We start from the raw sequence: 22,518 nt of genomic DNA, 5'->3' as shown, positions 1-22,518 counted from the left end.
TTCGGGTAACAACATTGCCTAGCCCGTTGACGGCGTTCGGGTCACAGTAGAGTGCAGCGAGACGCGCGGATCAAGCTGATTCACCCAGAGCGCTCATTTGCGACAGGAGTGACGATGAGCGGCGAAGTCGAGCTTGTGAGTGACGGCGACGGCCTCGTGGCTATCGGCTCACCCTCCGATGTCGAGCGGTTCTTCCTTTCGGCTGGACTGGAGACCGTTCCGTCACGGCCAGTAGATCTCCACCGGCTTTGGTCTCTCTCCGGGACGGGCGCGGCAGTGGTTCAGGTGGGTGCAGATATCGCGGCGAATTCAGGACGGTGGGTGAAGCTGACGGCCGAGTCGGCAGAGGCTGTCAAGAAGTTCGGGTTGATGCCAACGAAGACCCCTGGTGTCAGTCACGCCATGATCGGAGATGCGGGCGACATCAAGCAGTGGCTTCAGATAGCACAAGCTCCGACGCTCTTGCTGAGTGGACCATTCGCCCTGACGGCGCTGTCCACCATGATGCAGCAGCGCGCGATGCAGGAGCAGATGGATGAGATCGTCGAGTACCTGCAGGAGATCAACGAGAAGGTCGATGACATCTTGCGCGGGCAGAGAGACGCCGTGTTGGCAGACATGATCGGCGTGGACTTGATCATCGAAGAAGCCCTCACCGTGCGAGACCAGGTTGGGCGAGTGTCTGAGATCACCTGGTCGAAGGTTCAGGCGAGCGGCATGACGCTCGCACGAACCCAGGCGTACGCGCTTCGTCAACTTGATGCCATTGCAGAGAAGCTCGAGAAGAAGGCTGATCTCGGAGACATCGCGAAGGCGACTAAAGACGCCGAGCCGAAGGTTCAGGAGTGGATTGCTGTCTTGGCGCGCACGGTCCAGCTGCAGGATGGGGTCTTCATCCTCGAACTCGATCGAGTGCTCGACTCTGCGCCGTCGGATCTGGAAAGCCATCGAGTTGGTTTGGCCAAGGCTCGTCGGAATCGTGTCGAGCTCATCGCCCGCAGTACGGCACGCCTTCTCACTCAGATGAATGAGACCGTTCATCGAGCGAATTCCGCTGTGCTTCTCAACCCGTTTGATGCCCCTGCCGCTGTGAAGTCGAGCAACCAACTTGCAACGGGCGTGCACGATTTTCGCCAGCGGTTGGGAATCGAGTCTGGCCATGAATCGAAGGTCGCAAAGCGCTGGGGTCAGGCCGTTGGTGATGTGAGAGACAAGGCGGTCTCCACGGCATCCGGAGGCGTCACCGCCGCTGGACGCTTCGGCGCCGAGACCTTCGACCGAGCATCCGGTGTGTTCCGTTCGGTCGACACCGATGGCGATGGAGTGCCGGATAAAGCCAGGGCTGCAGTAGCGGCCGAGAACGCTGGAGCTGCCGTCAAGGGCGCAGCGTCGAACGTCAACGATGCGCTCGGGTCGCTCTTCAGGCGACGGGTAGACAAAAAGGCAGTATCCAAGGAAACCGAGGCCCAGACGGAATCCGACGGCATGTAATCGCTTGTTCAAGATGGGCTTGGGCGGAAGTGTGTCGGCGAGTCTCTCCCTGTGCCGCGCTCGGGGCTGCCATCGTCAGGTGTCGCGCACATAGAGTCGGCGGCATGCTCATCAGCTTTACTGCGATCGATTCGAAACGGCGAACTTCGAGCGCCACGCCAAGGCAGAGGTTTTTCCCGGGCGCTCGGCGCTGTCGCGGGTGCGGATTTCGTATTACGATAAAGAATATGGATGAGCGAGAGACGATCGACGGTGTTCCTGTCACGGAGGAGCAGATCCAAGCCTGGGCAGCCGAGGCTGAGACGGGATATGACGTGAAGTCGCTTAAGAAGCGCGGTCGCGGGCGTCCAGGGCGCGGCGCGGAGCCCACTCAGGTCGTTGCCATACGACTCACCGCTGAGGAACTCGCCGAGATCGACGAACGCGCTGCACGCGAGCAGAAGTCCCGGTCTGAAGTGGTTCGTGAGGCTCTGGCCGCGTCGGCCGCATGAAAGTTCATCCCTCCGCGTTGAAGCATGGTGTGGACCCTGATGATTCGATCCAGGCCGCGACGTGGCCGTTGTGGGTCGAGGACCTCGATGATGACAGTCCCGCCCGCCAGCTCCGTCTCGGATTCGATACCGGCGGTCGATTGCTGGAACTCGTGGTGCTGCGGTTCGACAGTGGGAACGAGCTCATCATCCACTCGATGAAGGCTCGACCGCAGATGTTCGACTTGCTGCCCTGAGGGCCCCTCGACCCGGTCTGAAGCGACGAGGAGCTTTGATCGTCGCCGCTCGATCGAGGCTTCGTTGCCGATTTCACCGACGGATGTCGTGATCGGCGGAAACGGACGATGTCGCGGAGGGGTCGCACCATTGGGTTCGGTGAGGCCTCGGGCGGTAGTGGAAGCCGTCGCGGAGTAGCGCGAGTGCGCACTGCTGGCGAAGGTCACGGCTTTCTGATGCTGAGTTTGGGCCTGCCTGGTCGCAACGATGCCTTGAGTGCTTCCTCGGAGCCGTACTCCCGCAGCAGGAGGGCCCGGCCATGAGCGGCCGCCTCTTCGCCATACAGTTCCCGCTGGGCTACCGTCTCAACTTCGGGGTCAGTGAGCCGGGCTGCCAAGGCCTCGTAGTCGATCTCATCCGCAGCCATCGGGACTCTCCTTTCGCTATCGTCGGTGATTGGGGCCCAGTGGCATGGCAGTGGTCGGTTGCTCGTCCCAGCCGGGGACGCGCACGGTGGGGATGTCGAGGGAGCGCCAGAGGGCGATGACGGTGGGATTGTCGTCGATCGCAAGGACGGGGTCGACGTCGTACAGGTGCCGCATTTGGCTGAGCAGGTCGCGCTTCACGTCGTCGTCGCGGCGGTTGTCGTGGTCGGCCCGCATGCCGAGCGCGTGGAAGGGAATCTCCCACTTTGCGAGCCAGCGGCGGGTGATGTGCCGCCACTGCTCGCGGCGGGAGGTGAGGACGACGATCGTGAGGCCGGCCGAGTGGAGCGCTCGAGTGACGGCAGCGACCTCGGCGATCGGGGGCACGAGTGCCGATGCCCCATGGAACTTGGCGAAGAGCTTCTTGTGCGGGTTGTCGAGGACGTAGTGGCGGATGCCCGACACGTCAGCGAGGGTGCCGTCGACGTCCACGATGACCGCGGGGTTCATCGGGAGCCCCACGAGTCGAGGTAGATGCGGCGAAGGGTGTAGTTGATGAGTCTCCGGTCTGGCTGATCGTTGGCCTCGGTGCGCTCGATGGCGACCGCGAGGTTGTCGTCGAGTTCAGAAGCGAGGGCGAGAACGGCGTCTTTGGTGATGGATCCAGCGCGGATCGAGCGGAGAATCTCGAGGTCGCTCGGCGCCATGGGGAGGCGTAGTGCGCCGGTGGTCATGAGCTCGATGCCCTGCATCGCGGTGCGGACCATGTGATAGGCGAACTTGGTGTCGTAGCCGTGCTTGTGGATCAGCTCAGGCCTGTTGGTGCGCTTGTTGCGCGCCCCCACGATCGCCTGCCGCTGTCCCAGCGAGTAGCCCCGGAATCGCCGGCCGGCCTCGCGTGAGATGAATGCATCCCGAATGCTTCTCAAGAGCTTCCAGTGCTCGGTGCTCTCGATGGGGTCTAGGAACAGCAGCGACAGCACAGTGGGGTTGCCGATGGCGGCGAGCTGGGACCATTTCCGCAGCGGGTATCGCGTGGTATCGGTGTCTTCGCGGGTGGAACGGCTGCCGGCGGGTGCGGTGGAGGATGCCTCGGTGTCGATCGTCTCGATGCCGAGGATGTACTCGGGGGCTTCGACGAAGACGCTCATGAGGTCGTGGTCGGAGTCTTCAGTCGCGACGCCGATGGCGCGCGAGCCGTACTCCGCGGTGACGATGGTCTGCACGACTTCACCTCCCAGTTCGCGATCGAGCAGCAGATCAGCCTAGGGCCAAAGTGTTCATGCGTCATCCTGGGGCCGTCGAGGCGCAATACAGGACGCGTCTGAAGGCAGCGGAGGTATGTGGGTACGGTTGCGGCATGGCTGAACGTGGGATCGAGGATGTTCGCGCGGACATCGACGCTTTGGATCGGCAACTCGTGGAGCTGATCGCTCAGCGGCAGCAGTGGGTGGTCGAAGCGGGCACGCTGAAGCAGGATCGTCAGGCTGTGCGGGCGCCGGATCGAGTGGAGAAGGTCATTGACAAGGTGCGCGCCCTGGCCGACGAGGCGGGGGCGTCACCCGAGGTTGTTGAGCGAACCTACCGTGCGATGATCGCCGCGTTCATCGATCTAGAACTAACGGTGCACGAGGGCTCGAGAGGCGTTTAGCGAGATCGAGAGAGGTGCTGCCGCCACTAGCGCTCGGCCCAGCGGTCGAGACACTCGTGCACGGCCGCGAAGTGCGGTGCCTCGGGGGCGATCGCGTCCATGTGCGCGAGGTGCGGTGGCTCGACGAGCGTCACGGTGCCGCCCGCCTCGCGGGCTGCCTCGAGGTAGGCGTGGGTGTGGGCGATGGGGACTCGGGCGTCGTCTGTGCCGTGGATGATGAGTACCTCAGCAGGTGGGGGCCCTTGGGCAAGGGGAGATGCCGCGGCGTAGGTGTCGGGGAGCTCGTCGGGGGCGCCGCGGAAGAACTCGGCGGCCGCGCCGGTGCCGACGCCCTCGTGGTAGCTGCGGACGACGTCGGTGACGGGAGCCAGTGCCACGACCGCGTCGCCCGCCTCGCCGCCGAGAAGGGCGAGCTGGCCGCCGACCGAGTGGCCGACGAGAGCCAGTCGCGACGTCGGGCCCTCCGCGCGGATAGCGGTCAGCGCCGACGCCAGGTCGTCGCGCAGCGCGCCCCAGCCGTCCGCGCCCCGCCGGTACTCGATGTTCCCCACCGTCCAGCCACGGGCCGTGAACTGCGGCACGAGCGGCCGCATGAGCTCGGCGGTGTAGGGCGCACGCCAGTAGCCGCCGTGGATCAGAACGACGGTGCCGGGCGAGCCGGTGAGAGCACGCGCATCCGGATTCCAGAGCTCGACCCACTGGTCGGCGTGCGGGCCGTACCGCCGCACGAGGTCGGCCTCGAGGAAGCCGTGCGGACGAGCATCCGTCGCCGTCACGCGCCCTCGACCGAGCCCGGTGCCAGGAAGTCGACGCCGTTCGCCGCCGAGAGACGCACGACCTCGTCGGGGTCGGTGACGTTGTGCAGCAGGCTGAAGAGGTTCGCCAGCTTGCCGCCGGGGCTCACCCAGAAGAGCGACTTCGCATCCGTCTCCTGCTTGTTGTAGTAGGCGTGGGGGAGGTTGCGGGGCATCTGAACCAGGTCGCCGGGGCCGGCGGTGGTCCACTGGCCGTCGAGGTAGAGGGTGTAGACGCCCTCGAAGACGTAGATGAACTCGTCCTGCGTGGGGTGCACGTGCGGCGGCACGCCGGTGCCGGCCGGGTCGAACGAGAGCCAGGAGTAGGTGTTCGCGCTCTCGATCTTGGTCGTGTAGGTGTGGCCCAGCACGTTCCAGACGCGGCCGCCGAACGCCTCGTCGGCCCGCACGATGCCGGCGGGCAGGTCGCCCAGAATGATCTCGTCAGTGCTCATCGTCGAACTCCTCGTCGCAGGGATGTGTTGGGCCAGTGTGCCCGAGGTGCGCCGCGAATGCACACAGAGAACGGATGCGGCCCCACTCGATTCCGACTCCTGTCGGGGCCGTCGCCGACGTCGCCCCTCTAGCGTGGAGGTCATGGGAGGACGCGCACACCGCCGACTGGGGCGCGCGGGCGCCTACTGGACCGCCGCCGCCGTGGCCCTCATCGCCCTCTGGACCAGCGGCGCACCGAGCACCTCGTACCCCCTCTACTCGGCCGAGTGGGACCTCAGCCCGGTCGTCGTCACTGCCGTCTTCGGCACCTACCCCGTGGCCCTGGTCGTCACCCTGCTCCTCACGGGCAGCCTCAGCGACCACGTCGGCCGGCGCATCGCGATTCTGCTCGGTGTAGCCGGGATGCTCGTCGGCACCCTGCTCTTCGCTGTCGCCCTCGACGTGCAGATGCTGTTCGTCGGCCGAGCGTTCATGGGCATCGGGGTCGGTCTCGCCCTCAGCCCCGCCAGTGCGGCCGTGCTGGAGTTCAGCAAACGCGGACGGGCGCGGGTGGCCGCCTCCGTCACCACGGCCGCCACCGCTCTGGGCGTGGTGCTCTCGACTGTCGTGGGCGGCGGGCTCGTGCAGTACGGGCCGTTCCCGCTGTCGCTCGACTACTGGGTGCTGATCGTCGTGATCGTGGTGGTGGGAGTTCTCGTGGTGTTCCTGCCCGAGCCCGCCGGCGCCGTCGCCGTCACGTCTGGACGGTGGCGGCCATCCGTCGACGTCGCGATCCCGCCCGGGCAGGGGCTCATTTTCGCGACTGCGGCGCTGGCGGCGAGCATCGCCTACATGACCGGCGGCATCCTGCTCGCCCTGGGGGCCAGCATCGCGCGGCAGCTGTTAGACGCCCAGAACTCTCTGGTGATCGGCTCGCTGCTCGGCACCATGTTCGTCGTGGCCGGGATCGTGGCGGTCGTGTCGCGTCGGCTGGGACCGCGGGTGTCGATGCGGGTGGGCGGGATCTTCGCGATCGGTGCGTTCGTGCTCTTCGCCGTCTCTGCGTTGCTCGGGTCGGTGGTGTACTTCCTGCTCGCCGCCGCGTTCGGCGGGGGAGCGTACGCGGCCGCGTTCTCGGGCGGGCTCGGGTACGTGAGCCTGCACGCGCCGCCGCATCATCGAGCCGGTGCGATCTCGGCGTTCTACCTCGCGGCGTATGCGTCGCAGGGGGCTGTCGCGGTGGTGCTCGGGCTCGTCGCGACGTTCTCGAGCCTGCTGAACGCGGTGATGATCGGGGCGGTGAGCATGATCGTGCTGTCGGCGGTGCTGGTGGTGCTGACGTTGATTCGCCGGCGGCGGCCGGGGGCGCCGACGACGCGGGCGTTGGCGGTGGCGCGGGATGGGTGAGGCGGGCGCGGGCGGCGGGGCGGGTGCGGCTGAGCAGCCAGGCGTGAGCGTGGGTGCCGGCGCGTCGCGGCAGGCGGTCGGCGTTGCCCCGCGGCAGCCATCGGTGCACGTTCGAGCGCTGCTGACGTGGCTCGTGATCTTCCCCGAGGTCGCGCTGGTGAACTGGATCCTGTCGCCCACCGAACCGATCGGCGCCACCGTGCTGCGCTCGCTGATCGTGACGGTGGCGGTCATCCCGCCTGCGGTCTACCTCTTCGTGCCCATGCTGCTGCGGGTGTGGGCGCGGCGAATCACCGACCGCCCACGCTGACGGACCACGGAACAGGGGCCTCAGCTGCCGAGGTCGCCCGCGATGCGGCGGAGGGCCGCCACGTGCCCGTCGAAGGCCCGGCGCCCGTCCGCCGTCAACGCCACGGTCGTGGTGCGGCGCTGGTCGCCGCGGCTCGACGACGAGGCCTTGGTGACGCGCACGTAGCCGATGTCGGTGAGCGCGCGGAGCGTCTTCGAGAGGTTCGCCTCCGACAGATCCAGCGTCGACCGGAGCACCGCGAACTCCGCCGCGTCGACCGGTCGCAGCAGCCCGCAGATGCGCAGTCGGGTCGGGGCGTGGATCTGCTCGTCGAACCCGGCGTCAGCGTCCATCGCGCAGCTCGCGGTCGTAGACGCGGTCGTACAACCGGCCGCCGCCCCACATCGCCGCGAAGGCCACCGCCGCGCTGGCCGCGACCCACTCCGGATGCCCGACGGCGGTCAGGGTGAGCGAGACGCCGAGCAGCAGCACGATCACGATGCCGAGCACGATCGAGACCACGAGGCTCTTCGGCCCGGCCATCCGCGAGATGGTCATGCCCGTGATGCGCTGGTAGGCCAGCGAGAGGAAGGTGATGCCGAGGCAGCCGAACGCCACCAGCACGAACTGCGTCGGCGCGCCCGGGCCCGGTGAGCCGATGATCAGGGCCGTCGACAATCCCAGCAGCGGGTAGTACCACGCCGGTGTGCGGATGCGGTCGGCCAGTGCCTGCCGGTCGGCGTCCAGTGCCGACAGGGCATCGCGCGCCGCGGCCCCGTCGGTGCGGCCGGCCCCGTTGCTGCTCTCGATGTCGCTTTCCATACAGTGAAGTCTTTCACTTGCCGACCGGTTAAGCAACAGCTCGGCTGAAGCGAGGGGCGCGGTGGACGGTCAGTCGCCCGTGGTGCCGTCGGCGAGCTCGCGGAGGATGTCGAGGTGCCCGTTGTGGCGGGCGTTCTCCTCGATGAGGTGCAGGATCACCCAGCGGAGCGTCGGATGCTCGCCCGAGCGGAACCCCGTCAGCGAACGGTCGTCGAGCTGCAGGCGGGTGATGATCGCGTCGGTCGTGACCGCCTGCGCGCGGTAGCCGTCGATCACGGCCTGCAGAGGCAGGGTCGCGCCGTCGATGAACTCCTGGTCGGGCGACTCGTCGGTCCAGGGTCCGAGGTCGGGGCCGCCGACGAAGCGGTTCTCGATCCAGGAGTGCTCGACCCAGCGCAGGTGGTTGAGCACGCCGCCGACGCTCATCAGCGGCGACGTGGCGATCGGGGCGGCGGCGGCCTGGGCATCCGTCAGACCCGTCGCCTTCTCGATGGCGGTGTCGCGGGTGTACTGCAGCATCGTGAGCAGGGTCGATCGTTCGTCCCAGGTCGCGGGGTGATCGGTGCGTTCCATGCACCGAGTATCGCGGAGCGGGCCCGCGAGCGCACTGGTTCGAGGCGCAGTTCTACCGAGCGCGGAGGCCGTCGAGGAGGAGGCGCACCATCGGGTTCGGCGTTCCGTCGGCGGAGGGGGCGCGGTGGCTGAGATCGCCGACCGCCTGCAGGAGCTCGAGAGGGTCGACGTCGTCGCGGATGTCGCCGGCCGCCGCGGCCGCGTCGAGCAGCGAGGCGAGGGCTGGGCCGAGCTTGCCCATGAGCAGCGCGGGCAGGGCGTCGAACGCCGGGTCGCCCGAGCGCAGCGCGGCCGAGAGGCCCTGCTTGGTGGCGACGAAGCGGGTGAAGCGGGTGATCCAGAGGTCGAGCGCTTCCTTGGGCGGATGCTCGGCCAGCAGTTCACCCGCCGCCGCTGCCGTGGCGTCGATCTCCGAGGTGAAGACCGCGGCCACGAGCTCGGCGCGGTTGGGGAAGTGGCGGTAGAGGGTGCCGACCCCGACTCCGGCTTCGGTGGCGATCTCGCGGGCTGGCGCGTCCACTCCCGCGCGGGCGAAGACCGTGCGCGCGGCGGTGAGGAGGGCGTCGAGGTTCTGCCGCGCATCCGCTCGCACTTTTCGCGGTTCGGTCGTCGAGGTCACAGAAGGGCCCTTGCATAAACGGAACAGTGTTCCGTATAGTGGTCGGTGTAGCGGAACGGTGTTCCGTATCTGATCCTAACAGGAGGACCCCATGCAGTATCGACCCCTCGGACGCACCGGGATCATGGTGACGCCCTATGCGCTCGGCGCCATGATGCTCGGCTCGTTCGGTAACCCCGATCGCCAGGAGGGCGTGCGGATCATCCACCGCGCGCTCGACGGCGGCATCAACTTCATCGACACGGCCGACCGCTACGGCGACTCGGAGGAGGTCGTGGGCGAGGCGCTCGTCGGGCGGCGCGATGACGTCGTGCTCGCCACCAAGTTCTGGGGGCCGGTCGACGACGACGTGAACCACCGCGGGGCATCGCGGCGGTGGATCAGGCAGGCCGTCGAGCGGTCGCTGCGCAACCTGCGGACGGACCGGATCGACCTGTACCAGCTGCACCGGCCGCAGCCCGACACCGACATCGACGAGACGCTCTCGGCGCTCACCGACCTCGTTCGCGAGGGCAAGGTGCTCGCGATCGGGTCGTCGTCGATGCGCGGGTCGGAGATCGTCGAGGCGCAGTGGGTCTCGGAGCGGCGCGGGTTCGAGCGGTTCCGCACCGAGCAGCCGAACTACTCGATCCTCGATCGGGAGATCGAGCGGGAGATCCTGCCGGTCGCCGAGCGGTACGGGATGGGCACGCTGGTGTACAGCCCGCTCGCGGGCGGGGCGCTGTCGGGAAAGTACCGGGCGGGGCAGGCGAACGAGAACTTCCGGGCGAGCACGGGCATGCGGCATTTTCAGGATGAGCGGCGGCTCGGTGCCATCGAGCAGCTCATTGCGCTGGCCGACGAGGCGGGGATGCCGCTGACGCATCTGGCGATGGCGTTCGCCGTGGCGCATCCGGGGGTGACCTCGGCCATCGCCGGGCCGCGCACTATGGCGCAGCTCGAGGACACACTGGCAGGGGCGTCGGTCTCGCTGTCGGATGAGGTGCTCGATCGGATCGATGCGATCGTTCCGCCGGGGGAGAGCATCGGGGCGATGGACATGGTTTATCGGGGCCCGGAGGTGCTGGATGGTTCTCTGCGGCGACGGCCAGTCTCGGCCCGCTCGGCGGGGTAGGGGACGTTCTCGTCCGCGTCGGGCGGCTCGGCGGGCGTGTGCCGGCTGCCTCGGGCTGGGGGTGTCGGGTCGGTCGCACGGGCCGGTAGAGTCGCTCGCGATTGGGGGATCGGATGAACGGATTGGGCTGGAAGGCGACCGCAGGGCTGGCCGTCGTGTTCTTCGTCGTCGCGGGGGCCAGCGTGCCCGTGCTCTTCGGCGGTGGGGACGTGGAGCTCTGGCGTTGGCTGTTCCCGGTCGCCTGGCTGGCGCTCGGGATCGCGCAGCTGGTTCGCGCGCGCCGGAAGTACGTGGCCGACAAGCGGGCTGCGGGTCCGTCGATCGCGAGCGCGGGGTCAGGGAGCGTCGACCGTGACCGATGAACGGCAGCTGCCCGAGCGCAGCCGCATCGTGCAGCAGCACCTGATCGACGCCGGGATCGACGCTCGCGTGCGCGAGTTGCCCTCCTCGACGCGGACCGCCGCGGAAGCGGCCGAGGCGCTCGGCTGCGAGGTCGGCGCGATCGCCAGCAGCCTGCTGTTCCTGGCCGACGGGGAGCCGGTGCTCGTGATGACCAGCGGCCGTCACCGGGTGGACACCGACATCCTCGCGGAGCAGCTCGGCGCGCAGGCCGTCGTGATGGCGCCCGCGAAGCGGGTGCGCGAGGTGACGGGGCAGGCCATCGGCGGGGTCGCGCCGGTCGGGCATCCTGCACCCGTGCGCACGGTCGTCGACGAGGCGCTCGCCGACTACGAGACCCTCTGGGCTGCAGCCGGCACGCCGCACACCGTGGTGCCCCTGACGTTCGCCCAGCTCACCGCCCTCACGGCGGGCCCGACGGTGCGGGTCGCCGCCGACTGAGGCCCGACGGCGTCGGACATCACTACTTGCTGTTGGCACTCACTCTGCCAAGATGAGTGCAACTCAATTAATGACGACAAGGCGAGGCGGCGGTGATATCTGAATACGTTCTGAAGTACGATGATCGTATGCGTGAGTTTCCGTCGTCCGATCTCAGCCGTAATGCCCCTCGGGTCTTCGCGGCGGCCGAAGAGGGTCCCGTCAGCGTGACCCGACGGGATGGACAGGATCTCGTGCTGATGTCGCAGCGGGATGCCGATTCCCGCGAGCAGCTCCTCCAGTTCGCCGCTCAGTTGATCGCGGTGGCCATCGACGATCGTGGGAGTCTGGCCGACAGGATGGCGAACGCTTACCCGTGGATGCTCGCACTGAGCCGGGCAGATCGAGAACGCTGCGCCCATGACCTCGTCGACGCGGCACGGGCGTCCTTCGCCATCGGCCAGGCCCACGTGATCGCCGCCGAATTGACCTCGTGGCGCGAGACCGCATCGGCGCTCGCCGCCGAAATGAAGGATTCGCCCGTGGACTGGCTGGACGACGAGATGCCGGTCGAACGCCCCTGATGGCCGGAGCGCACTCGAAGGTCGAGCGGCCGACGAAGAAGAGCGAGTACGAAATCCGCTTCGCCTCAGTGCAGGCACAGAAGGGCTGGGTTGATCTTCGAGCGACCAATCGGAACGCCCTGGTCGATGCGTGGGACTTCCTGACCCGAACGCCGCTCGACGTCACGCTGACGAACTATCCGCTCAAGGGTGCCCTGGGGATCGTCACCCGCGGAGGCGCCGAGTACGTGCGATGGCAGCACAAGCCGACGCGGCAGGGCGATGCGCGCATCTGGTTCTACGTCGAGGCGCAGGTCGTCCATCTCGAGCAGGTCCACACGCACCACCCGAACGCGACGAAGTAGCCGCTCGGTACCACCCGGCTAGGAGAGGCGGCGGGCTGCCGTCAGGAGACCGATGCCCAGGACGAAGATGACGAGGCCGAGGAGCAGCAGGAGGAACGCGACCTCGTTGCCGCCGAGGTAGATGACGAGGCCGAGGGTCGCGATCGCGATCGCGATCGCGAGGGTGGTGACTCCTGCGGTGTGGAGTGCCGCGACGGCGGGCGTGCGGCGCGAGGCTCGGGGAGGTCGGGGCGCGTCCGGGGTCACACTAAGAGTGTGCGCGACGACGGAAGGCGTGGCAATCGGGGGCGGCCCGGGTTCGTCAGGTGTTCACCCGGGGACAGCAGAGGGGCAGCGAGACAGCGGGTCAGAGGGCGTCGAGGCGGGCCGCGACGTCGGGCGGGAAGCCGCCCGTGGCGATGGGGCTCCAGCGGGTCGGTGTGATGCGGAGAAGGGACTTGTCCTGGAGGGCCATCGCGGAGCGGTACTCCGCCCAGTCGGGGTGCTCGCCCGCGATGCAGCGGTAGTAGTCCACGAGGCCGTCGGCCGCCTCGGGCATGTGCAGCACCTCGGCGTCGCCGTCGACCTGGATCCAGGCGTCGTTCCAGTCGTCCGAGAGCACGAGCACCGAGGCGGCGGGGCGGCGGGACGCGTTGCGTGCCTTCGCGCGCGAGGGGTAGGTGGAGATGACGATGCGGCCCTCGGCGTCGACCCCGCCCGAGACCGGGGACATCTGGGGTCGGCCGTCGGCGCGGGTGGTGGCGACGAGCATCCGGTGCCTGGGTCGCACGAAAGCCAGCATGCCGTCGCGGTCGACCTCGGTGGTGGTGGAGATGGTTCTGGCCATGACTCCAGGGTAGGTCGACGGATGCTCGCCCGCCGATCGCGCCGAATCCACCCCGTCACGGGGGCGGGCGGCGCCCGTCATAATGGTGGGCATGGAGGCGGATGCGGTCGGGACCATCGTGTGGATCGTCTCGTTCGTGGTCGTCACGGTCGCCGTCACCGGAGTCGCGGGCCGCGTCGGCTGGTCGGCACCGGTCGCCCTGGTGGCGGTCGGGGCGCTCGTCTCGTTCATCCCGGGCGTGCCGACGATTGCGGTGGAGCCCGATCTCATCCTCTACGGGCTGCTGCCGCCGCTGCTGTTCGCGGCGGCCATCCGCACCTCGTTCGCCGACGTGCGGGCGAGACGTGACGGCATCCTGCTGCTCTCGGTGGGCCTCGTGGTGTTCACGGTCGTCACCGTCGGGCTGACCGCCTGGCTGATCATCCCGGCGATCTCGCTCGCGGCGGCCTTCGCCTTCGGGGCGGTCGTGGCGCCGACGGATGCGGTGGCCGTCACCGCGATCGCCGGCCGTCTCAAGCTGCCCCGCCGCCTGGTCACCGTGCTCGAGGGCGAGAGCCTGCTGAACGACGCGACCGCGCTGGTGGCGCTGAACGCGGCCATCGCGGCGATCGTCAGCGCGAACACGCCCGGCGCCGAGCCTCTGACGCCGTGGGGCATCATCCTCGAGTTCGTGGTCGCGGTGGTCGTGGGCGTCGGGGTCGGCTTCCTCGTGGGCTGGGTCTTCGCGCTCATCCGCAAGCCGCTGCGCTCACCGGTGCTCGACACCAGCCTCTCGCTGGTCACGCCGTTCGTGGCGTTCATCCCGGCCCAGCTGCTGCACGGCTCGGGGGTGCTCGCCGTCGTGGTCGCCGGCCTCTACCTGGGATTCAAGGCGCCCGTCATCCAGACCGCCGAGTCGCGCATCGCCGAGTCGCTGAACTGGCGCACCATCCAGTTCCTGCTCGAGAACGCGGTGTTCCTGTTCATCGGCCTCAGCCTGTTCGGCATCTTCCAGGGGGTGGCGAACGGCGGACCCGGCCTCTGGCCGACGGTGGTCATCTCGGCGGTGCTGCTCCTGGCGATCTTCCTCTCGCGCTTCGTCTGGATGATGATGACCACGACCGCGTACCGCTTCGGCCCGCAGTGGCTGCGCAACCGCGGCTGGAGCTACCGCACCGGAACGGCGGTGTCGTTCGCGGGCATCCGCGGGGTGGTGACCCTCGCCGCCGTGTTCCTGCTGCCCGAGGAGACGCCCCAGCGCTCGTTCCTGCAGTTCCTGGCCTTCGTCGTGGTGGTCGGCACGCTCGTCGAGGGCGCGTTCCTGCCGTTCGTGATCCGCCGGCTGAAGCTGCCGCCGCCCGACTTCTCGCAGGAGATGACCGAGGTGCACATGCTGATGTCCGAGGCCCAGAGCCAGGGCCTCGCGCGGCTCGAGAGCGAGGTCACCGACGCCGACGAGCAGCGGGTCGTCGACCGCCTGCGTCTGAACGCGACCTTCTTGACGGATGCCCTCGAGAACCCCTCACCGGAGGGAGCCGAACCTCCGGCGCGCGCCTACAACCGCCTGCGCCGCATCATGATCGAGGCCGAGCGACAGGCCGTGCTGCAGGCACGCTCGGAGGGCCGCTACCAGGAGCGGGCCGTGAAGTCGGTGCTCGCCAAGATCGACGTCGAGGAGACCGAGCTCAACATCGGCAAGCCCCGCAAGGGGGAGTGACGGGCGCCGACCGCCGCAGCGCCTAGCGGCGCTCGGCCAGGAAGCCCTCGACGAACGCCGCGGTGTCGTGCCAGTTGTGCACGGCCACGGTGTCGATCCCCATCGCCTTGACCGGGTAGTCGTTGCCGCCCTCGTCGAGGCGGTCGCCCACGAAGAGCATGTCGTCCTGCGCGATGCCGGTCAGCTCGGCCAGGCGGTTCATGCCGTAGGCCTTGTCGATGCCCTTGCGGGTGATGTCGACCGAGGTCGATCCGCCCGAGCGCACCTCGAGCTCGGGCAGCCGCTCGGCGACGGCGGCGCGGAGGAGCTCCTTCTTGGCGCCGTCCGGGTCCCAGGCCGACTTGATGTCGACGGGGGCCGCCTGGCCGAGGGCCGAGAAGGTGATCTGCGAGCCGCGGTCTTCCAGCACCGGGCCGTAGGTCTCGGTCTCCCAGAGCCCGAGCCGCTTGGCCTCGGACTCGAGCGCCGCCTGGGCCTCGGCCTTCTGCTCGTCGGTGAGGTTCTCGGCGTAGACCTGGGTCCACCCGTCGTTCTCGTAGCGGTAGTACTGGGTGCCGCAGGTGGGCATGAGGTGCAGGCGCGCGAGCTTGTCGCCGGCCGACGCGGGCAGGTTCGCCACGAGCTGCGACTCGAACTGGCCGAACTGGCCTCCCGAGATGACGCACACGGGCACGACGTCGAGCAGCTCGACGAGCAGTTGCGCCATGCGCGGGTCGAGGGGCGCCTTCGAGGGCGCGAGCGTGTCGTCGAGGTCGAAGGCGACCAGGCGGACGTTCGTCGTCAAGCGGAGTTCTCCTCTGTCGGCTGCGGTCGCAGCGGGGTGGTGGGGGTTCCAGGCGAGGCTAGCAGGTCGTCGATCCGCTCCGCGGGCACCGGCTCCGAGATCAGGAAGCCCTGCGCGAAGGTGCAGCCCATCTCGGCCAGCAGCAGGCGCTGCTCCTCCGTCTCGACACCTTCGGCCACGGTCTCGCTGCCGAGCGCGCCCGCCAGGGCGATGGTCGAGCGCACCAGTGCGCGGGCCCGGGTGTCGGAGCCGACGGCCTCGACGAAGCTGCGGTCGATCTTCACCTCGTCGACCGCGAAGTCGTGCAGCACGCTGAGCGAGTTGTAGCCGGTGCCGAAGTCGTCGAGCGAGATGCGCACGCCCGCGGCACGGAGGGGTTCGATCCGGCGCGCGACGGCCTCGGGTTCGGCGACGAGCGACTGCTCGGTGATCTCGATCGTGAGGGCCGAGGCGGGCAGCGAGCGGAGCCCGAGCGCCGGCAGCACCTCGTGCACGGCCCGGGCATCCTGGAGCCACTCGGCGGTGACGTTGACCGCGACACTCACCGGGGTGCCGCGGCGGCGCCAGCGCGCGGCGTCGTCGAGGGCGAGGGTGAAGATGCGCGTGGTCCAGGCGCGCAGGGTGCCGGCCTCGTCGAGGAGCGGCAGGAACTCGGCGGGGCCGAGCAGGCCGCGGACGGGGTGGTTCCAGCGCACGAGCGCCTCGACGCCGTCGATGCGGCCCGTCGCGAGCCGCACCTTCGGCTGGTAGAGCAGCACGAGCTGCTCCTGGCTGCCGCGGGTGCGGAGTTCGCGCACGGTGCGACGGCGCTCGGCCGTCTGCCCGAACGCCGGCAGAGCACCACGGCGCAGCGCCACCGAGAGCACGGTCGTCAGCAGCGCGATCATGGCCAGTGCGACCGCGATCAGCGACCCGTCGATCAGCGGGGCCAGCACGAGCACCACCAGCGCGGCACCCATCGCGACGATGGCGAGAGTCGTGCCGGCGCGAGTGGCCGAGGCCGGCGGGGCGGGTGTCTCGGCGTGGGTGGTGATCGCGCAGACCCAGACGGTCAGGATGATCGAGCCGACGATCCAGGCCGCGTCGAGCGGGGTGCCGGCGCGGTAGTCGTCGCTCGGCAGCTGCAGCGCGAGCACCGTGTCGGCCGCGGCGTACAGGAGCAGCGCCGCCGCCACGAGCCGCCAGTAGCCGCCCCAGCGGTCGGAGGCGGCGATGGCCACGATCGTCGCGATCAGCAGCACGTCGACGAGCGGATAGATCGTCGAGAGCACGAAAGCCGTCGTCTCGGTGCCGATCAGCGCCTCGTCGAGCACCGGGGTGAGGGCCAGCGCCAGCAGGGCGGCGAGGCCGAACGCCGTGATCACGACGTCGAAGACGACGGTGGTGGTCGGGGCGACGAGGTGGCGGCGGGCGAGCACGACGATGGCGGCGTAGAGCAGCAGGTAGAAGGCCGTGTACGAGGCGTCGGGCCAGGAGGGGAAGGGCACCGCGCCGCTGCCGTCGGCGAGGCCGACCGAGAGCGTGTCGCCCAGCACGGTCGCGGCGACCGCCGCCGTCGCCAGCACCGGCGCGGCCCGGTGCGCCCGGCTGAGCACGACCGCGACGATGCAGGTGAGCACGGCGGCCCACTCCGTGCCGAGCGAGAGCACTCCCTCGAGCAGCGGGTGCGCACCGGGGAGGAACAGCGCGACCAGCGAGGCGATCAGCAGCGCGACGGTCACGCCCAGCAGCACGAGCACCGGCCGGCGGCCGTTCCGCAGGAGGGCGGGCGCGCCGAGCGGGGCCCGACCAGTCGCTGGATCCCTCGCCTCCTGCCTCACAGCACCCCTGCCCAGAGCGTAGTGCCCGGCGGGCGTCAGTCGAAGGAGATCGTGGAGTCTCCCCAGGCTTCCCGGATGGCCGCATCGGGGTCGTCGGACACGCGCTCGCCGTGATCGAACAGCATCGTCGCCCTCCGCTCCTCGTCGTACCGTGGCCACTCGGGTGCTGTGCCGGCGCTCTCGAGGGAGCTGAGGCCGGCCGGCTCGCCCTCCGCGGCGAACGAGAGCCAGCGGTGCTGCACCGCCTCCGACAGGCGTCTCGCCTCGGCCAGGCCGCCGAGCCGGAAGCTCGGGTCGCGGCGGCCGACGCCGAGGGTGCCGAAGACGTAGGCGATCTCGGCGCCGTGCGTCGCTCCGATGCCGAGCAGGGTGAGCGCGGGGGTGCTGTGGTCGAAGCGGTACATCCAGGTGGGGGCGACACGGCTGTGGGCCGACGCGAGCCAGATGCTGGGCATCCGGAAGCCGGCGTCGCGCGAGAGCTCGGCCGGGGTGCGGTGGTGCGGGAAGCGCGGGTAGGCGGCCTCGATGCGGTTCTCGGCGGCGGCGAACTCCGGATGCTCGGCCGCCAGCTCCTCGAACATGACGTGCACCGAGCCGGCGGTGATCGGCATCAGCGGCGACTTCATCAGGCGGAACAGCGACGCCTCGTCGTGGTTCGTGCCGATGACGAGCGGAACCGGCAGCTGACGGCCCGCGCGGTAGGCGTCGACCGGATGCTCGGGCACGAGCTCCCCGTCGACCACCGGCGCGACGGCGAGGGTTCCGGGCTGCTCGGCGGCCACCGCGGCGACGAGGTCGAAAGTCGCTCGGGCGAGGCGGTCGGCCTCGATCGTGCGGAGCTCGGCCGCCGTCGTGGAGGCGTCGGCGTCGGCGTCAAGCCCGAGCAGGCCGAGGAAGCGGCGCGACACCCGGGCGGCCCGCTCGCGGTCGTAGACGCTCGTGGCGGGGGGGCTCTCGGCGATGGCCCGGTGGAACAGCCCGTCGGCGGCGGGCGAGGTGAGCAGCGTCGTGACGCAGCCGGCGCCCGCGGACTCCCCGAACAGCGTGACGTTGCCGGGGTCGCCGCCGAACGCCCCGATGTTGCGCTGCACCCACGCCAGCGCGGCGAGCTGGTCGCGCAGGGCGACGTTGGTCTCGAAACCGTCGCCCAGGCTCGAGAAGTCGAGGAAGCCGAGCGCGCCGAGGCGGTAGTTCAGGCTCACCACGATCACGTCGCCGTTCGCCACCAGCTCGGTGCCGTCGAAGAGCGGCTGGGCGCTGGAGCCGGCGACGTACGCGCCGCCGTGGATCCAGACCATCACCGGGAACGGCCCGTCGTCGAACCCCGGCTCGCGCGGCGGGGCCAGCACGTTCAGGCTGAGGCAGTCCTCCGACTGGGTGACGCCCTCGGGCAGCGCGACCGCCTTGTTCTCGTGCTGCACCGCGGCCGGGCCGAAGTCGAGCGCCTCGCGCACGCCGTCCCACGGCTCGGCCGGGGCGGGCGCCCGGAACCGGAGCGGCCCGAGCGGAGGGGCGGCGTACGGGATGCCGCGCCAGGAGCGCACTCCCCGTCTGAGCGTGCCGCGCACGGCTCCGGACTCGGTCTCGACGAGGAGCGGATCGCCCGGGAGGTGCGTCATGGGGTCACTGTAGCGATTGAATGGAGCGGTGAGCCACGATTCGATCGCCCTGCCGCCCGCCCTCAGCTCGTCGGCGCCCGAGGACGTGGCGCTGGTGGATGCGCTCCGCGACGACCTGGTGGCCGCGCGCTTCCGGGTCGACGTGATCGACGCGCTGTGGGGGCCCTCGGCGGCGGCCGCCCTGCACCGGGGGCAGCGCGAGCCGGCGGTGCGCGCGATCTCGCGGGCTCGAGCATCCGGAGCCCCCGTCTCGCCCGTGTCGACGCTGGCCCGGCTCTTCCTGCTGGGGTCGACGGTGCCGGCCGACGAGGTGGCGGATGCTCTGCCGACGCTCGGCGTCGCCGGCCTCGAGGCGCTCGGCTTCATCGGGCCCGCGGGCACTGCGGGCGGGGTTCGTGCCCGCCTCGACCTGCGGCCCTACAGCTTCGTCGACTCGCTCGGAGCGGGGAGCTGGTGGATCGCGTCCGACCTCGGCGAGTCGGTGCTCGGCCGGCCGCTCGACCCCGACCACGTGCTCGGCATCGGCGGGGCGTCGATGACGCTGTCGGGGCTGATGATCCCGACGCCGGTCGACTCGGTGCTCGACCTCGGCACCGGATGCGGCATCCAGGCCCTGCACGCCGCCCGCCACGCGCGCCGGGTCGTGGCCACCGACATCTCGCGCCGGGCCCTCGCGATCGCGGCGTTCAACGCGCGGCTGAACGGCATCGACTCGATCGAGTTCCGGCACGGCAGCCTGTTCGAGCCGGTCGCGGGGGAGCGGTTCGACCGGATCGTCTCGAACCCGCCGTTCGTCATCACGCCGCGGCAGGAGGGCGTGCCGCTCTACGAGTACCGTGACGGCGGGCTGGTGGGGGATGCGCTGGTGGCGTCGGTCATCCGTTCGGCCCCGTCGCATTTGGCGCCGGGCGGCATCGCGCAGCTGCTCGGCAACTGGGAGTACGGGGCGTCGGACGGGCTGCACCGGGTGCGGTCGTGGGTGGCGTCGTCGCCGGTCGTGGTGGACGCGTGGGTGATCGAGCGCGATCGGCAGGATGCGCCGCTGTACGCGGAGACGTGGATCCGGGACGGCGGGACGCGGCCCGGGACGCCGGCGTTCGACTCCCTCTACTCGAGCTGGCTGGACGACTTCGAGGCGCGGGGCGTGCGGGAGGTGGGGTTCGGGTACGTGCTGCTGCGGCGGCCGGCGGCGGCGCCCGCGGTCGGGTCGCGCGTTCCCGCGGCCGCGCCGACCCTCGACCGCTACGAGCGCGTCGACGCCGCGATCGGCTCGAACCCGATCGGCCTCGGCGACCATCTGGCGGTCTGCCTCGCAGGTCACGACTGGCAGGCCCACCGCGACGACGACGAGCTGCTCGCCGGAACCTACGTCTACGCTTCCGACGTCACGGAGGAGCGCCACTACTGGCCGGGCCACGACGACCCCGTGGTGATGACGCTGCGCCAGGGTGGCGGCTTCTCGCGCTCGATCGACCTCGACACCGGCCTCGCCGCCTTCGTCGGCGCCTGCGACGGCGACCTCTCGGCCTCGGCCATCGCGGCGGCCATCGCGCAGGTGCTCTCCGTCGACGAGGCGGCGCTCCGCGCGGCCCTCGCCCCCCGCCTCCGCGCCCTCCTCGCCGACGTCTTCCTCCTCCCCGCCCCCTGAGAGTCAGTCGGTCAGGTAGCTCTTCAGCTGCTCGCTGACCCCGTCCGAGACGGCTGCCGTCCCGCCGAGCACGACGATCCGGTACGGATGCAGTCGCTCGAGCTCGGCTGCGACGGGGTCTGGAATGCTGTCTCGCGTCACCAGGAGCACAGGTGCCCCGTCGGCGATCGCTACCGGCGCCCCGGACAGGGCGTCGGGAAACGTCTGACCTGATGCGATGTAGACCATGTACGCCCCGTCGTGGAATTTCTGCGCCGAGATCCCCGCCGAGACCTCGAACCGATCAGCGCCCTCGATGCGCGAAACCGTCTTCGTCGTCGAAAGCTGATCCAGCACGGCTTCGCTGATCGCGTTCGGCCCGCCGAGTACCACGATCTCACCCGGATCGAGCCGGGCCAGTTCGGCGGCGACGGCGTCGGGGATGCGATCCTTCTCGATCAATAGCACGGGTGCGTGCGCCCGCCCGGCCGCTGGGGATCCTGACAGAGCGTCCGGGAAGTTTGCTCCCGAGGCCAGGTACGCGACCGGCACCTTCGGCTTGAACACTGACGCCGAGACCGCCGCCGATACCACGAACCGGTCGGCCCCACTGATGCGCGTGACCGAACCGGAGTACCTCTTGAGGCTCTCCTCTACACCCGGGCTGACGGCTGCGGTGCCACCGAGGATCACGATCGTCCGTGGCTTCAAGCGCGCCAATTCATCGGCGATGGCTCCAGGAACACCGTCCTTCGTCACCAGCAGCACCGGTGCCCTCCTCTCGCCCGCGACCGCGGAGCCCGAGAGGGCATCGGCGAAGCCGGCGCCCGATGCGACGTACGCCACGGCGGAGTTCGGCAGGAAGTTCTGGCGCGAGATCGCAGCGGACACCTCGAATCGATCCGCCCCGGCGACCCGCTCCACCGCTGCCGGAGGACTGAAGTGTGGCTCGAACATCACGATCGCTGAGCCGGCCGTCCGACCGGTCTCGCTGGCGAAGAGTCGATTGCCACTGGGATCCATCGTGAGCGTTCGGTAGTAATCCACGTTCGATCCCCCTTCGAGCTTCAGATCGCTGGTGCGGAAGACCTGCAGACCGGGAACGCCCGCAGCTGCGTCGGCTGTGTAGAGAGCGTGGCGACGGCAGTCAGGGAGCATCTCGTTGGGAGCGGAGGCCAAGGGAGGCGACGTAGCCAGCAAGCGCATGCCTACGTCGTACTTCTCGATGTGGTATCCGTACGGCCGGTCGGTCGAAACGAAGATCGTGTCTTTGCAGAGTGCGATGGAAAGCGGCCTGTTCATGGGCGTCGATGTCGACGAGCCCGTCGCGAAGACGGTAGTGATGCTCTCGTCCTCCGTACTCGTCACGTACGCGCGGTGACTGTCGAAGTCGACCGCCATGTCGTCCGGGCTCTTGCCGGTAGCGACGGAACGAACTGCCCCGGTAGGAACGTCGATGACTGTCACATCGTTCGACGTCACGTTCATGACGTAGACCGTGTGGGAAATCGAATCTACGGCGATGCTCAGTGGGTCCGTGCCACCTGTCAGATAGGTCCCAATCACTTTGTCGCGCATGCTCGATGCCGGGTCGACGTTGACCGCGACGACGCGATTTGGAGTCGATCGGTCGACGACGTAGAGCACGTGGTTCTGATCGTCGAGTGCGGCAGCCATCGGTAGGGCGGTTCCGATGGACAGAGGCCCCGTCGGTGTCATCGATGTCGACGTGACGGCGAACGTCTCGACTTTGTTCAGATAGGTGTCGACGACGAATCCTCGGCCCGTCGTCGGATCGACTTGAGCGGCTCCCATCCCTCCCGATGCCGGGTCGGGAATCGCAGAGGAGATTCGTTCGAGTTCGATGGCGCGGGGAGATGATGCGGCGAAGGACACGGTCGAGGAGGTCGCCAGCCCGGCGACCAACGCGAGTGCTCCTGCGATCAGGGTGAAGCGAGTGCGGCCTGGTGAGCGCAGCATGGAATCTCCGAATCCGTGTAATGAAATGAGGATAGATCATTCTTGTATCACTGTCACGCAGTGGTCTGTCCTGTTGGCTGAGCAGGCCCTAG

28 protein-coding genes are annotated in these 22,518 nt (G+C 69.2%); 13 read left to right on the top strand and 15 right to left on the bottom strand.

Annotated elements, in window-relative coordinates:
• Positions 1–114 precede the first annotated feature (114 nt).
• The 3 genes from ITJ64_RS01365 to ITJ64_RS01355 all read left to right on the top strand — a co-directional run bounded on the left by ITJ64_RS01365 (position 115) and on the right by ITJ64_RS01355 (position 2,218).
• Positions 115–1,491, top strand: coding sequence for a hypothetical protein (locus tag ITJ64_RS01365; protein WP_228507613.1), 1,377 nt, complete (start codon positions 115–117; stop codon positions 1,489–1,491).
• Positions 1,492–1,718: 227 nt separating this feature from the next.
• On the top strand, positions 1,719–1,982 hold the full coding sequence (locus tag ITJ64_RS01360) for a ribbon-helix-helix protein, CopG family (RefSeq protein WP_194678974.1): 264 nt from the start codon (positions 1,719–1,721) through the stop codon (positions 1,980–1,982).
• Positions 1,979–2,218: a toxin gene (locus tag ITJ64_RS01355; protein ID WP_194678973.1), complete on the top strand. Its 240-nt coding sequence runs from the start codon at positions 1,979–1,981 to the stop codon at positions 2,216–2,218. Before ITJ64_RS01360 ends, ITJ64_RS01355 begins: the two co-directional genes overlap by 4 nt.
• A gap of 203 nt (positions 2,219–2,421) precedes the next feature.
• Here the strand turns inward: ITJ64_RS01355 and ITJ64_RS01350 are convergent, their stop codons facing one another.
• The 3 genes from ITJ64_RS01350 to ITJ64_RS01340 are packed head-to-tail and all read right to left on the bottom strand — an operon-like array spanning position 2,422 to position 3,849.
• Entirely contained in the window at positions 2,422–2,625 is a 204-nt protein-coding gene (locus tag ITJ64_RS01350; RefSeq protein ID WP_194678972.1) for a hypothetical protein, read from the bottom strand.
• 16 nt (positions 2,626–2,641) lie between these two features.
• Positions 2,642–3,133, bottom strand: coding sequence for a hypothetical protein (locus ITJ64_RS01345; RefSeq protein ID WP_194678971.1), 492 nt, complete (start codon positions 3,131–3,133; stop codon positions 2,642–2,644).
• Entirely contained in the window at positions 3,130–3,849 is a 720-nt protein-coding gene (locus ITJ64_RS01340; protein WP_194678970.1) for a DNA polymerase beta superfamily protein, read from the bottom strand. Before ITJ64_RS01340 ends, ITJ64_RS01345 begins: the two co-directional genes overlap by 4 nt.
• Positions 3,850–3,983: 134 nt before the next feature.
• On the opposite strand from ITJ64_RS01340, the gene ITJ64_RS01335 reads away from it, so the two are divergent.
• Positions 3,984–4,274 (top strand): chorismate mutase, encoded by a 291-nt coding sequence (locus ITJ64_RS01335; RefSeq protein WP_194678969.1) that lies wholly within the window; start codon positions 3,984–3,986, stop codon positions 4,272–4,274.
• A gap of 26 nt (positions 4,275–4,300) precedes the next feature.
• On the opposite strand, the gene ITJ64_RS01330 is transcribed toward ITJ64_RS01335, so the two are convergent.
• Together ITJ64_RS01330 and ITJ64_RS01325 are read right to left on the bottom strand one after the other, a co-directional pair.
• Entirely contained in the window at positions 4,301–5,050 is a 750-nt protein-coding gene (locus ITJ64_RS01330; protein ID WP_194678968.1) for a prolyl oligopeptidase family serine peptidase, read from the bottom strand.
• Positions 5,047–5,523: a cupin domain-containing protein gene (locus ITJ64_RS01325; RefSeq protein ID WP_194678967.1), complete on the bottom strand. Its 477-nt coding sequence runs from the start codon at positions 5,521–5,523 to the stop codon at positions 5,047–5,049. Before ITJ64_RS01325 ends, ITJ64_RS01330 begins: the two co-directional genes overlap by 4 nt.
• 142 nt (positions 5,524–5,665) lie before the next feature.
• Here ITJ64_RS01325 and ITJ64_RS01320 point away from each other — a divergent pair, with 142 nt between their 5' ends.
• Positions 5,666–6,910: an MFS transporter gene (locus ITJ64_RS01320; protein WP_194678966.1), complete on the top strand. Its 1,245-nt coding sequence runs from the start codon at positions 5,666–5,668 to the stop codon at positions 6,908–6,910.
• A 43-nt stretch (positions 6,911–6,953) separates the two neighbouring features.
• Positions 6,954–7,220, top strand: a complete 267-nt coding sequence (locus ITJ64_RS01315) for a hypothetical protein (protein WP_194678965.1) — start codon at positions 6,954–6,956, stop codon at positions 7,218–7,220.
• Between the two features lie 20 nt (positions 7,221–7,240).
• Here the strand turns inward: ITJ64_RS01315 and ITJ64_RS01310 are convergent, their stop codons facing one another.
• The 4 genes from ITJ64_RS01310 to ITJ64_RS01295 all read right to left on the bottom strand — a co-directional run bounded on the left by ITJ64_RS01310 (position 7,241) and on the right by ITJ64_RS01295 (position 9,213).
• Positions 7,241–7,552: a transcriptional regulator gene (locus tag ITJ64_RS01310; RefSeq protein ID WP_194678964.1), complete on the bottom strand. Its 312-nt coding sequence runs from the start codon at positions 7,550–7,552 to the stop codon at positions 7,241–7,243.
• On the bottom strand, positions 7,542–8,021 hold the full coding sequence (locus ITJ64_RS01305) for a hypothetical protein (protein ID WP_194678963.1): 480 nt from the start codon (positions 8,019–8,021) through the stop codon (positions 7,542–7,544). Before ITJ64_RS01305 ends, ITJ64_RS01310 begins: the two co-directional genes overlap by 11 nt.
• A gap of 69 nt (positions 8,022–8,090) precedes the next feature.
• The gene (locus ITJ64_RS01300; RefSeq protein WP_194678962.1) at positions 8,091–8,594 is read right to left on the bottom strand and encodes a DUF664 domain-containing protein; all 504 of its coding nucleotides are present in this window, start codon (positions 8,592–8,594) and stop codon (positions 8,091–8,093) included.
• A gap of 52 nt (positions 8,595–8,646) precedes the next feature.
• The gene (locus ITJ64_RS01295) at positions 8,647–9,213 is read right to left on the bottom strand and encodes a TetR/AcrR family transcriptional regulator (RefSeq protein ID WP_194678961.1); all 567 of its coding nucleotides are present in this window, start codon (positions 9,211–9,213) and stop codon (positions 8,647–8,649) included.
• A gap of 91 nt (positions 9,214–9,304) precedes the next feature.
• Between ITJ64_RS01295 and ITJ64_RS01290 the strand changes: the two genes are divergently transcribed.
• From ITJ64_RS01290 to ITJ64_RS01270, 5 genes are all read left to right on the top strand, one after another.
• Entirely contained in the window at positions 9,305–10,327 is a 1,023-nt protein-coding gene (locus ITJ64_RS01290) for an aldo/keto reductase (protein ID WP_194678960.1), read from the top strand.
• A 113-nt stretch (positions 10,328–10,440) separates the two neighbouring features.
• Positions 10,441–10,689 carry a hypothetical protein gene (locus ITJ64_RS01285; protein ID WP_194678959.1) on the top strand — a complete coding sequence of 83 codons (249 nt, stop codon included), beginning with the start codon at positions 10,441–10,443 and terminating at the stop codon, positions 10,687–10,689.
• Positions 10,679–11,167, top strand: coding sequence for a YbaK/EbsC family protein (locus ITJ64_RS01280; RefSeq protein WP_194678958.1), 489 nt, complete (start codon positions 10,679–10,681; stop codon positions 11,165–11,167). Before ITJ64_RS01285 ends, ITJ64_RS01280 begins: the two co-directional genes overlap by 11 nt.
• Before the next feature lie 128 nt (positions 11,168–11,295).
• Positions 11,296–11,730: a prevent-host-death protein gene (locus tag ITJ64_RS01275; RefSeq protein ID WP_194678957.1), complete on the top strand. Its 435-nt coding sequence runs from the start codon at positions 11,296–11,298 to the stop codon at positions 11,728–11,730.
• The gene (locus ITJ64_RS01270; protein ID WP_194678956.1) at positions 11,730–12,074 is read left to right on the top strand and encodes a hypothetical protein; all 345 of its coding nucleotides are present in this window, start codon (positions 11,730–11,732) and stop codon (positions 12,072–12,074) included. The genes ITJ64_RS01275 and ITJ64_RS01270 overlap by 1 nt, the downstream gene beginning before the upstream one ends.
• An 18-nt stretch (positions 12,075–12,092) precedes the next feature.
• Here ITJ64_RS01270 and ITJ64_RS01265 read toward each other — a convergent pair whose 3' ends face one another.
• Positions 12,093–12,320, bottom strand: coding sequence for a hypothetical protein (locus ITJ64_RS01265; protein WP_194678954.1), 228 nt, complete (start codon positions 12,318–12,320; stop codon positions 12,093–12,095).
• Positions 12,321–12,420: 100 nt separating this feature from the next.
• A complete protein-coding gene (locus ITJ64_RS01260) occupies positions 12,421–12,900 on the bottom strand; it encodes a PPOX class F420-dependent oxidoreductase (RefSeq protein WP_194678953.1) in 480 nt (159 codons plus the stop codon).
• Positions 12,901–12,991: 91 nt separating this feature from the next.
• Here ITJ64_RS01260 and ITJ64_RS01255 point away from each other — a divergent pair, with 91 nt between their 5' ends.
• On the top strand, positions 12,992–14,596 hold the full coding sequence (locus ITJ64_RS01255; protein WP_194678952.1) for a Na+/H+ antiporter: 1,605 nt from the start codon (positions 12,992–12,994) through the stop codon (positions 14,594–14,596).
• Positions 14,597–14,618: 22 nt separating this feature from the next.
• On the opposite strand, the gene ITJ64_RS01250 is transcribed toward ITJ64_RS01255, so the two are convergent.
• The 3 genes from ITJ64_RS01250 to ITJ64_RS01240 form a co-directional block, all read right to left on the bottom strand.
• Positions 14,619–15,380: an HAD-IIB family hydrolase gene (locus ITJ64_RS01250; RefSeq protein ID WP_194678950.1), complete on the bottom strand. Its 762-nt coding sequence runs from the start codon at positions 15,378–15,380 to the stop codon at positions 14,619–14,621.
• On the bottom strand, positions 15,377–17,119 hold the full coding sequence (locus ITJ64_RS01245) for an EAL domain-containing protein (RefSeq protein ID WP_194678949.1): 1,743 nt from the start codon (positions 17,117–17,119) through the stop codon (positions 15,377–15,379). The genes ITJ64_RS01250 and ITJ64_RS01245 overlap by 4 nt, the downstream gene beginning before the upstream one ends.
• A 116-nt stretch (positions 17,120–17,235) precedes the next feature.
• Positions 17,236–18,819 carry a carboxylesterase/lipase family protein gene (locus ITJ64_RS01240; RefSeq protein ID WP_194678947.1) on the bottom strand — a complete coding sequence of 528 codons (1,584 nt, stop codon included), beginning with the start codon at positions 18,817–18,819 and terminating at the stop codon, positions 17,236–17,238.
• Positions 18,820–18,847: 28 nt separating this feature from the next.
• Between ITJ64_RS01240 and ITJ64_RS01235 the strand changes: the two genes are divergently transcribed.
• The gene (locus ITJ64_RS01235) at positions 18,848–20,467 is read left to right on the top strand and encodes a methyltransferase (RefSeq protein WP_370544983.1); all 1,620 of its coding nucleotides are present in this window, start codon (positions 18,848–18,850) and stop codon (positions 20,465–20,467) included.
• Between the two features lie 3 nt (positions 20,468–20,470).
• On the opposite strand, the gene ITJ64_RS01230 is transcribed toward ITJ64_RS01235, so the two are convergent.
• The gene (locus tag ITJ64_RS01230) at positions 20,471–22,426 is read right to left on the bottom strand and encodes a cell wall-binding repeat-containing protein (RefSeq protein ID WP_194678946.1); all 1,956 of its coding nucleotides are present in this window, start codon (positions 22,424–22,426) and stop codon (positions 20,471–20,473) included.
• Positions 22,427–22,518 lie beyond the last annotated feature (92 nt).

Source organism: Herbiconiux sp. VKM Ac-1786 (genome assembly GCF_015350805.1).
Classification (GTDB): Bacteria; Actinomycetota; Actinomycetes; order Actinomycetales; family Microbacteriaceae; genus Herbiconiux.
This window is presented reverse-complemented; position numbering and strand designations above follow the sequence as displayed.

Coding starts and splice junctions, on each gene's coding strand:
- ITJ64_RS01230 (WP_194678946.1), bottom strand. CDS start 22,426: ATGCTGCGCTCACCAGGCCGCACTCGCTTCACCCTGATCGCAGGAGCA.
- ITJ64_RS01360 (WP_194678974.1), top strand. CDS start 1,719: ATGGATGAGCGAGAGACGATCGACGGTGTTCCTGTCACGGAGGAGCAG.
- ITJ64_RS01335 (WP_194678969.1), top strand. CDS start 3,984: ATGGCTGAACGTGGGATCGAGGATGTTCGCGCGGACATCGACGCTTTG.
- ITJ64_RS01365 (WP_228507613.1), top strand. CDS start 115: ATGAGCGGCGAAGTCGAGCTTGTGAGTGACGGCGACGGCCTCGTGGCT.
- ITJ64_RS01310 (WP_194678964.1), bottom strand. CDS start 7,552: ATGGACGCTGACGCCGGGTTCGACGAGCAGATCCACGCCCCGACCCGA.
- ITJ64_RS01300 (WP_194678962.1), bottom strand. CDS start 8,594: ATGGAACGCACCGATCACCCCGCGACCTGGGACGAACGATCGACCCTG.
- ITJ64_RS01350 (WP_194678972.1), bottom strand. CDS start 2,625: ATGGCTGCGGATGAGATCGACTACGAGGCCTTGGCAGCCCGGCTCACT.
- ITJ64_RS01270 (WP_194678956.1), top strand. CDS start 11,730: ATGGCCGGAGCGCACTCGAAGGTCGAGCGGCCGACGAAGAAGAGCGAG.
- ITJ64_RS01320 (WP_194678966.1), top strand. CDS start 5,666: ATGGGAGGACGCGCACACCGCCGACTGGGGCGCGCGGGCGCCTACTGG.
- ITJ64_RS01325 (WP_194678967.1), bottom strand. CDS start 5,523: ATGAGCACTGACGAGATCATTCTGGGCGACCTGCCCGCCGGCATCGTG.
- ITJ64_RS01260 (WP_194678953.1), bottom strand. CDS start 12,900: ATGGCCAGAACCATCTCCACCACCACCGAGGTCGACCGCGACGGCATG.
- ITJ64_RS01290 (WP_194678960.1), top strand. CDS start 9,305: ATGCAGTATCGACCCCTCGGACGCACCGGGATCATGGTGACGCCCTAT.
- ITJ64_RS01255 (WP_194678952.1), top strand. CDS start 12,992: ATGGAGGCGGATGCGGTCGGGACCATCGTGTGGATCGTCTCGTTCGTG.
- ITJ64_RS01355 (WP_194678973.1), top strand. CDS start 1,979: ATGAAAGTTCATCCCTCCGCGTTGAAGCATGGTGTGGACCCTGATGAT.
- ITJ64_RS01285 (WP_194678959.1), top strand. CDS start 10,441: ATGAACGGATTGGGCTGGAAGGCGACCGCAGGGCTGGCCGTCGTGTTC.
- ITJ64_RS01240 (WP_194678947.1), bottom strand. CDS start 18,819: ATGACGCACCTCCCGGGCGATCCGCTCCTCGTCGAGACCGAGTCCGGA.
- ITJ64_RS01275 (WP_194678957.1), top strand. CDS start 11,296: ATGCGTGAGTTTCCGTCGTCCGATCTCAGCCGTAATGCCCCTCGGGTC.
- ITJ64_RS01345 (WP_194678971.1), bottom strand. CDS start 3,133: ATGAACCCCGCGGTCATCGTGGACGTCGACGGCACCCTCGCTGACGTG.
- ITJ64_RS01305 (WP_194678963.1), bottom strand. CDS start 8,021: ATGGAAAGCGACATCGAGAGCAGCAACGGGGCCGGCCGCACCGACGGG.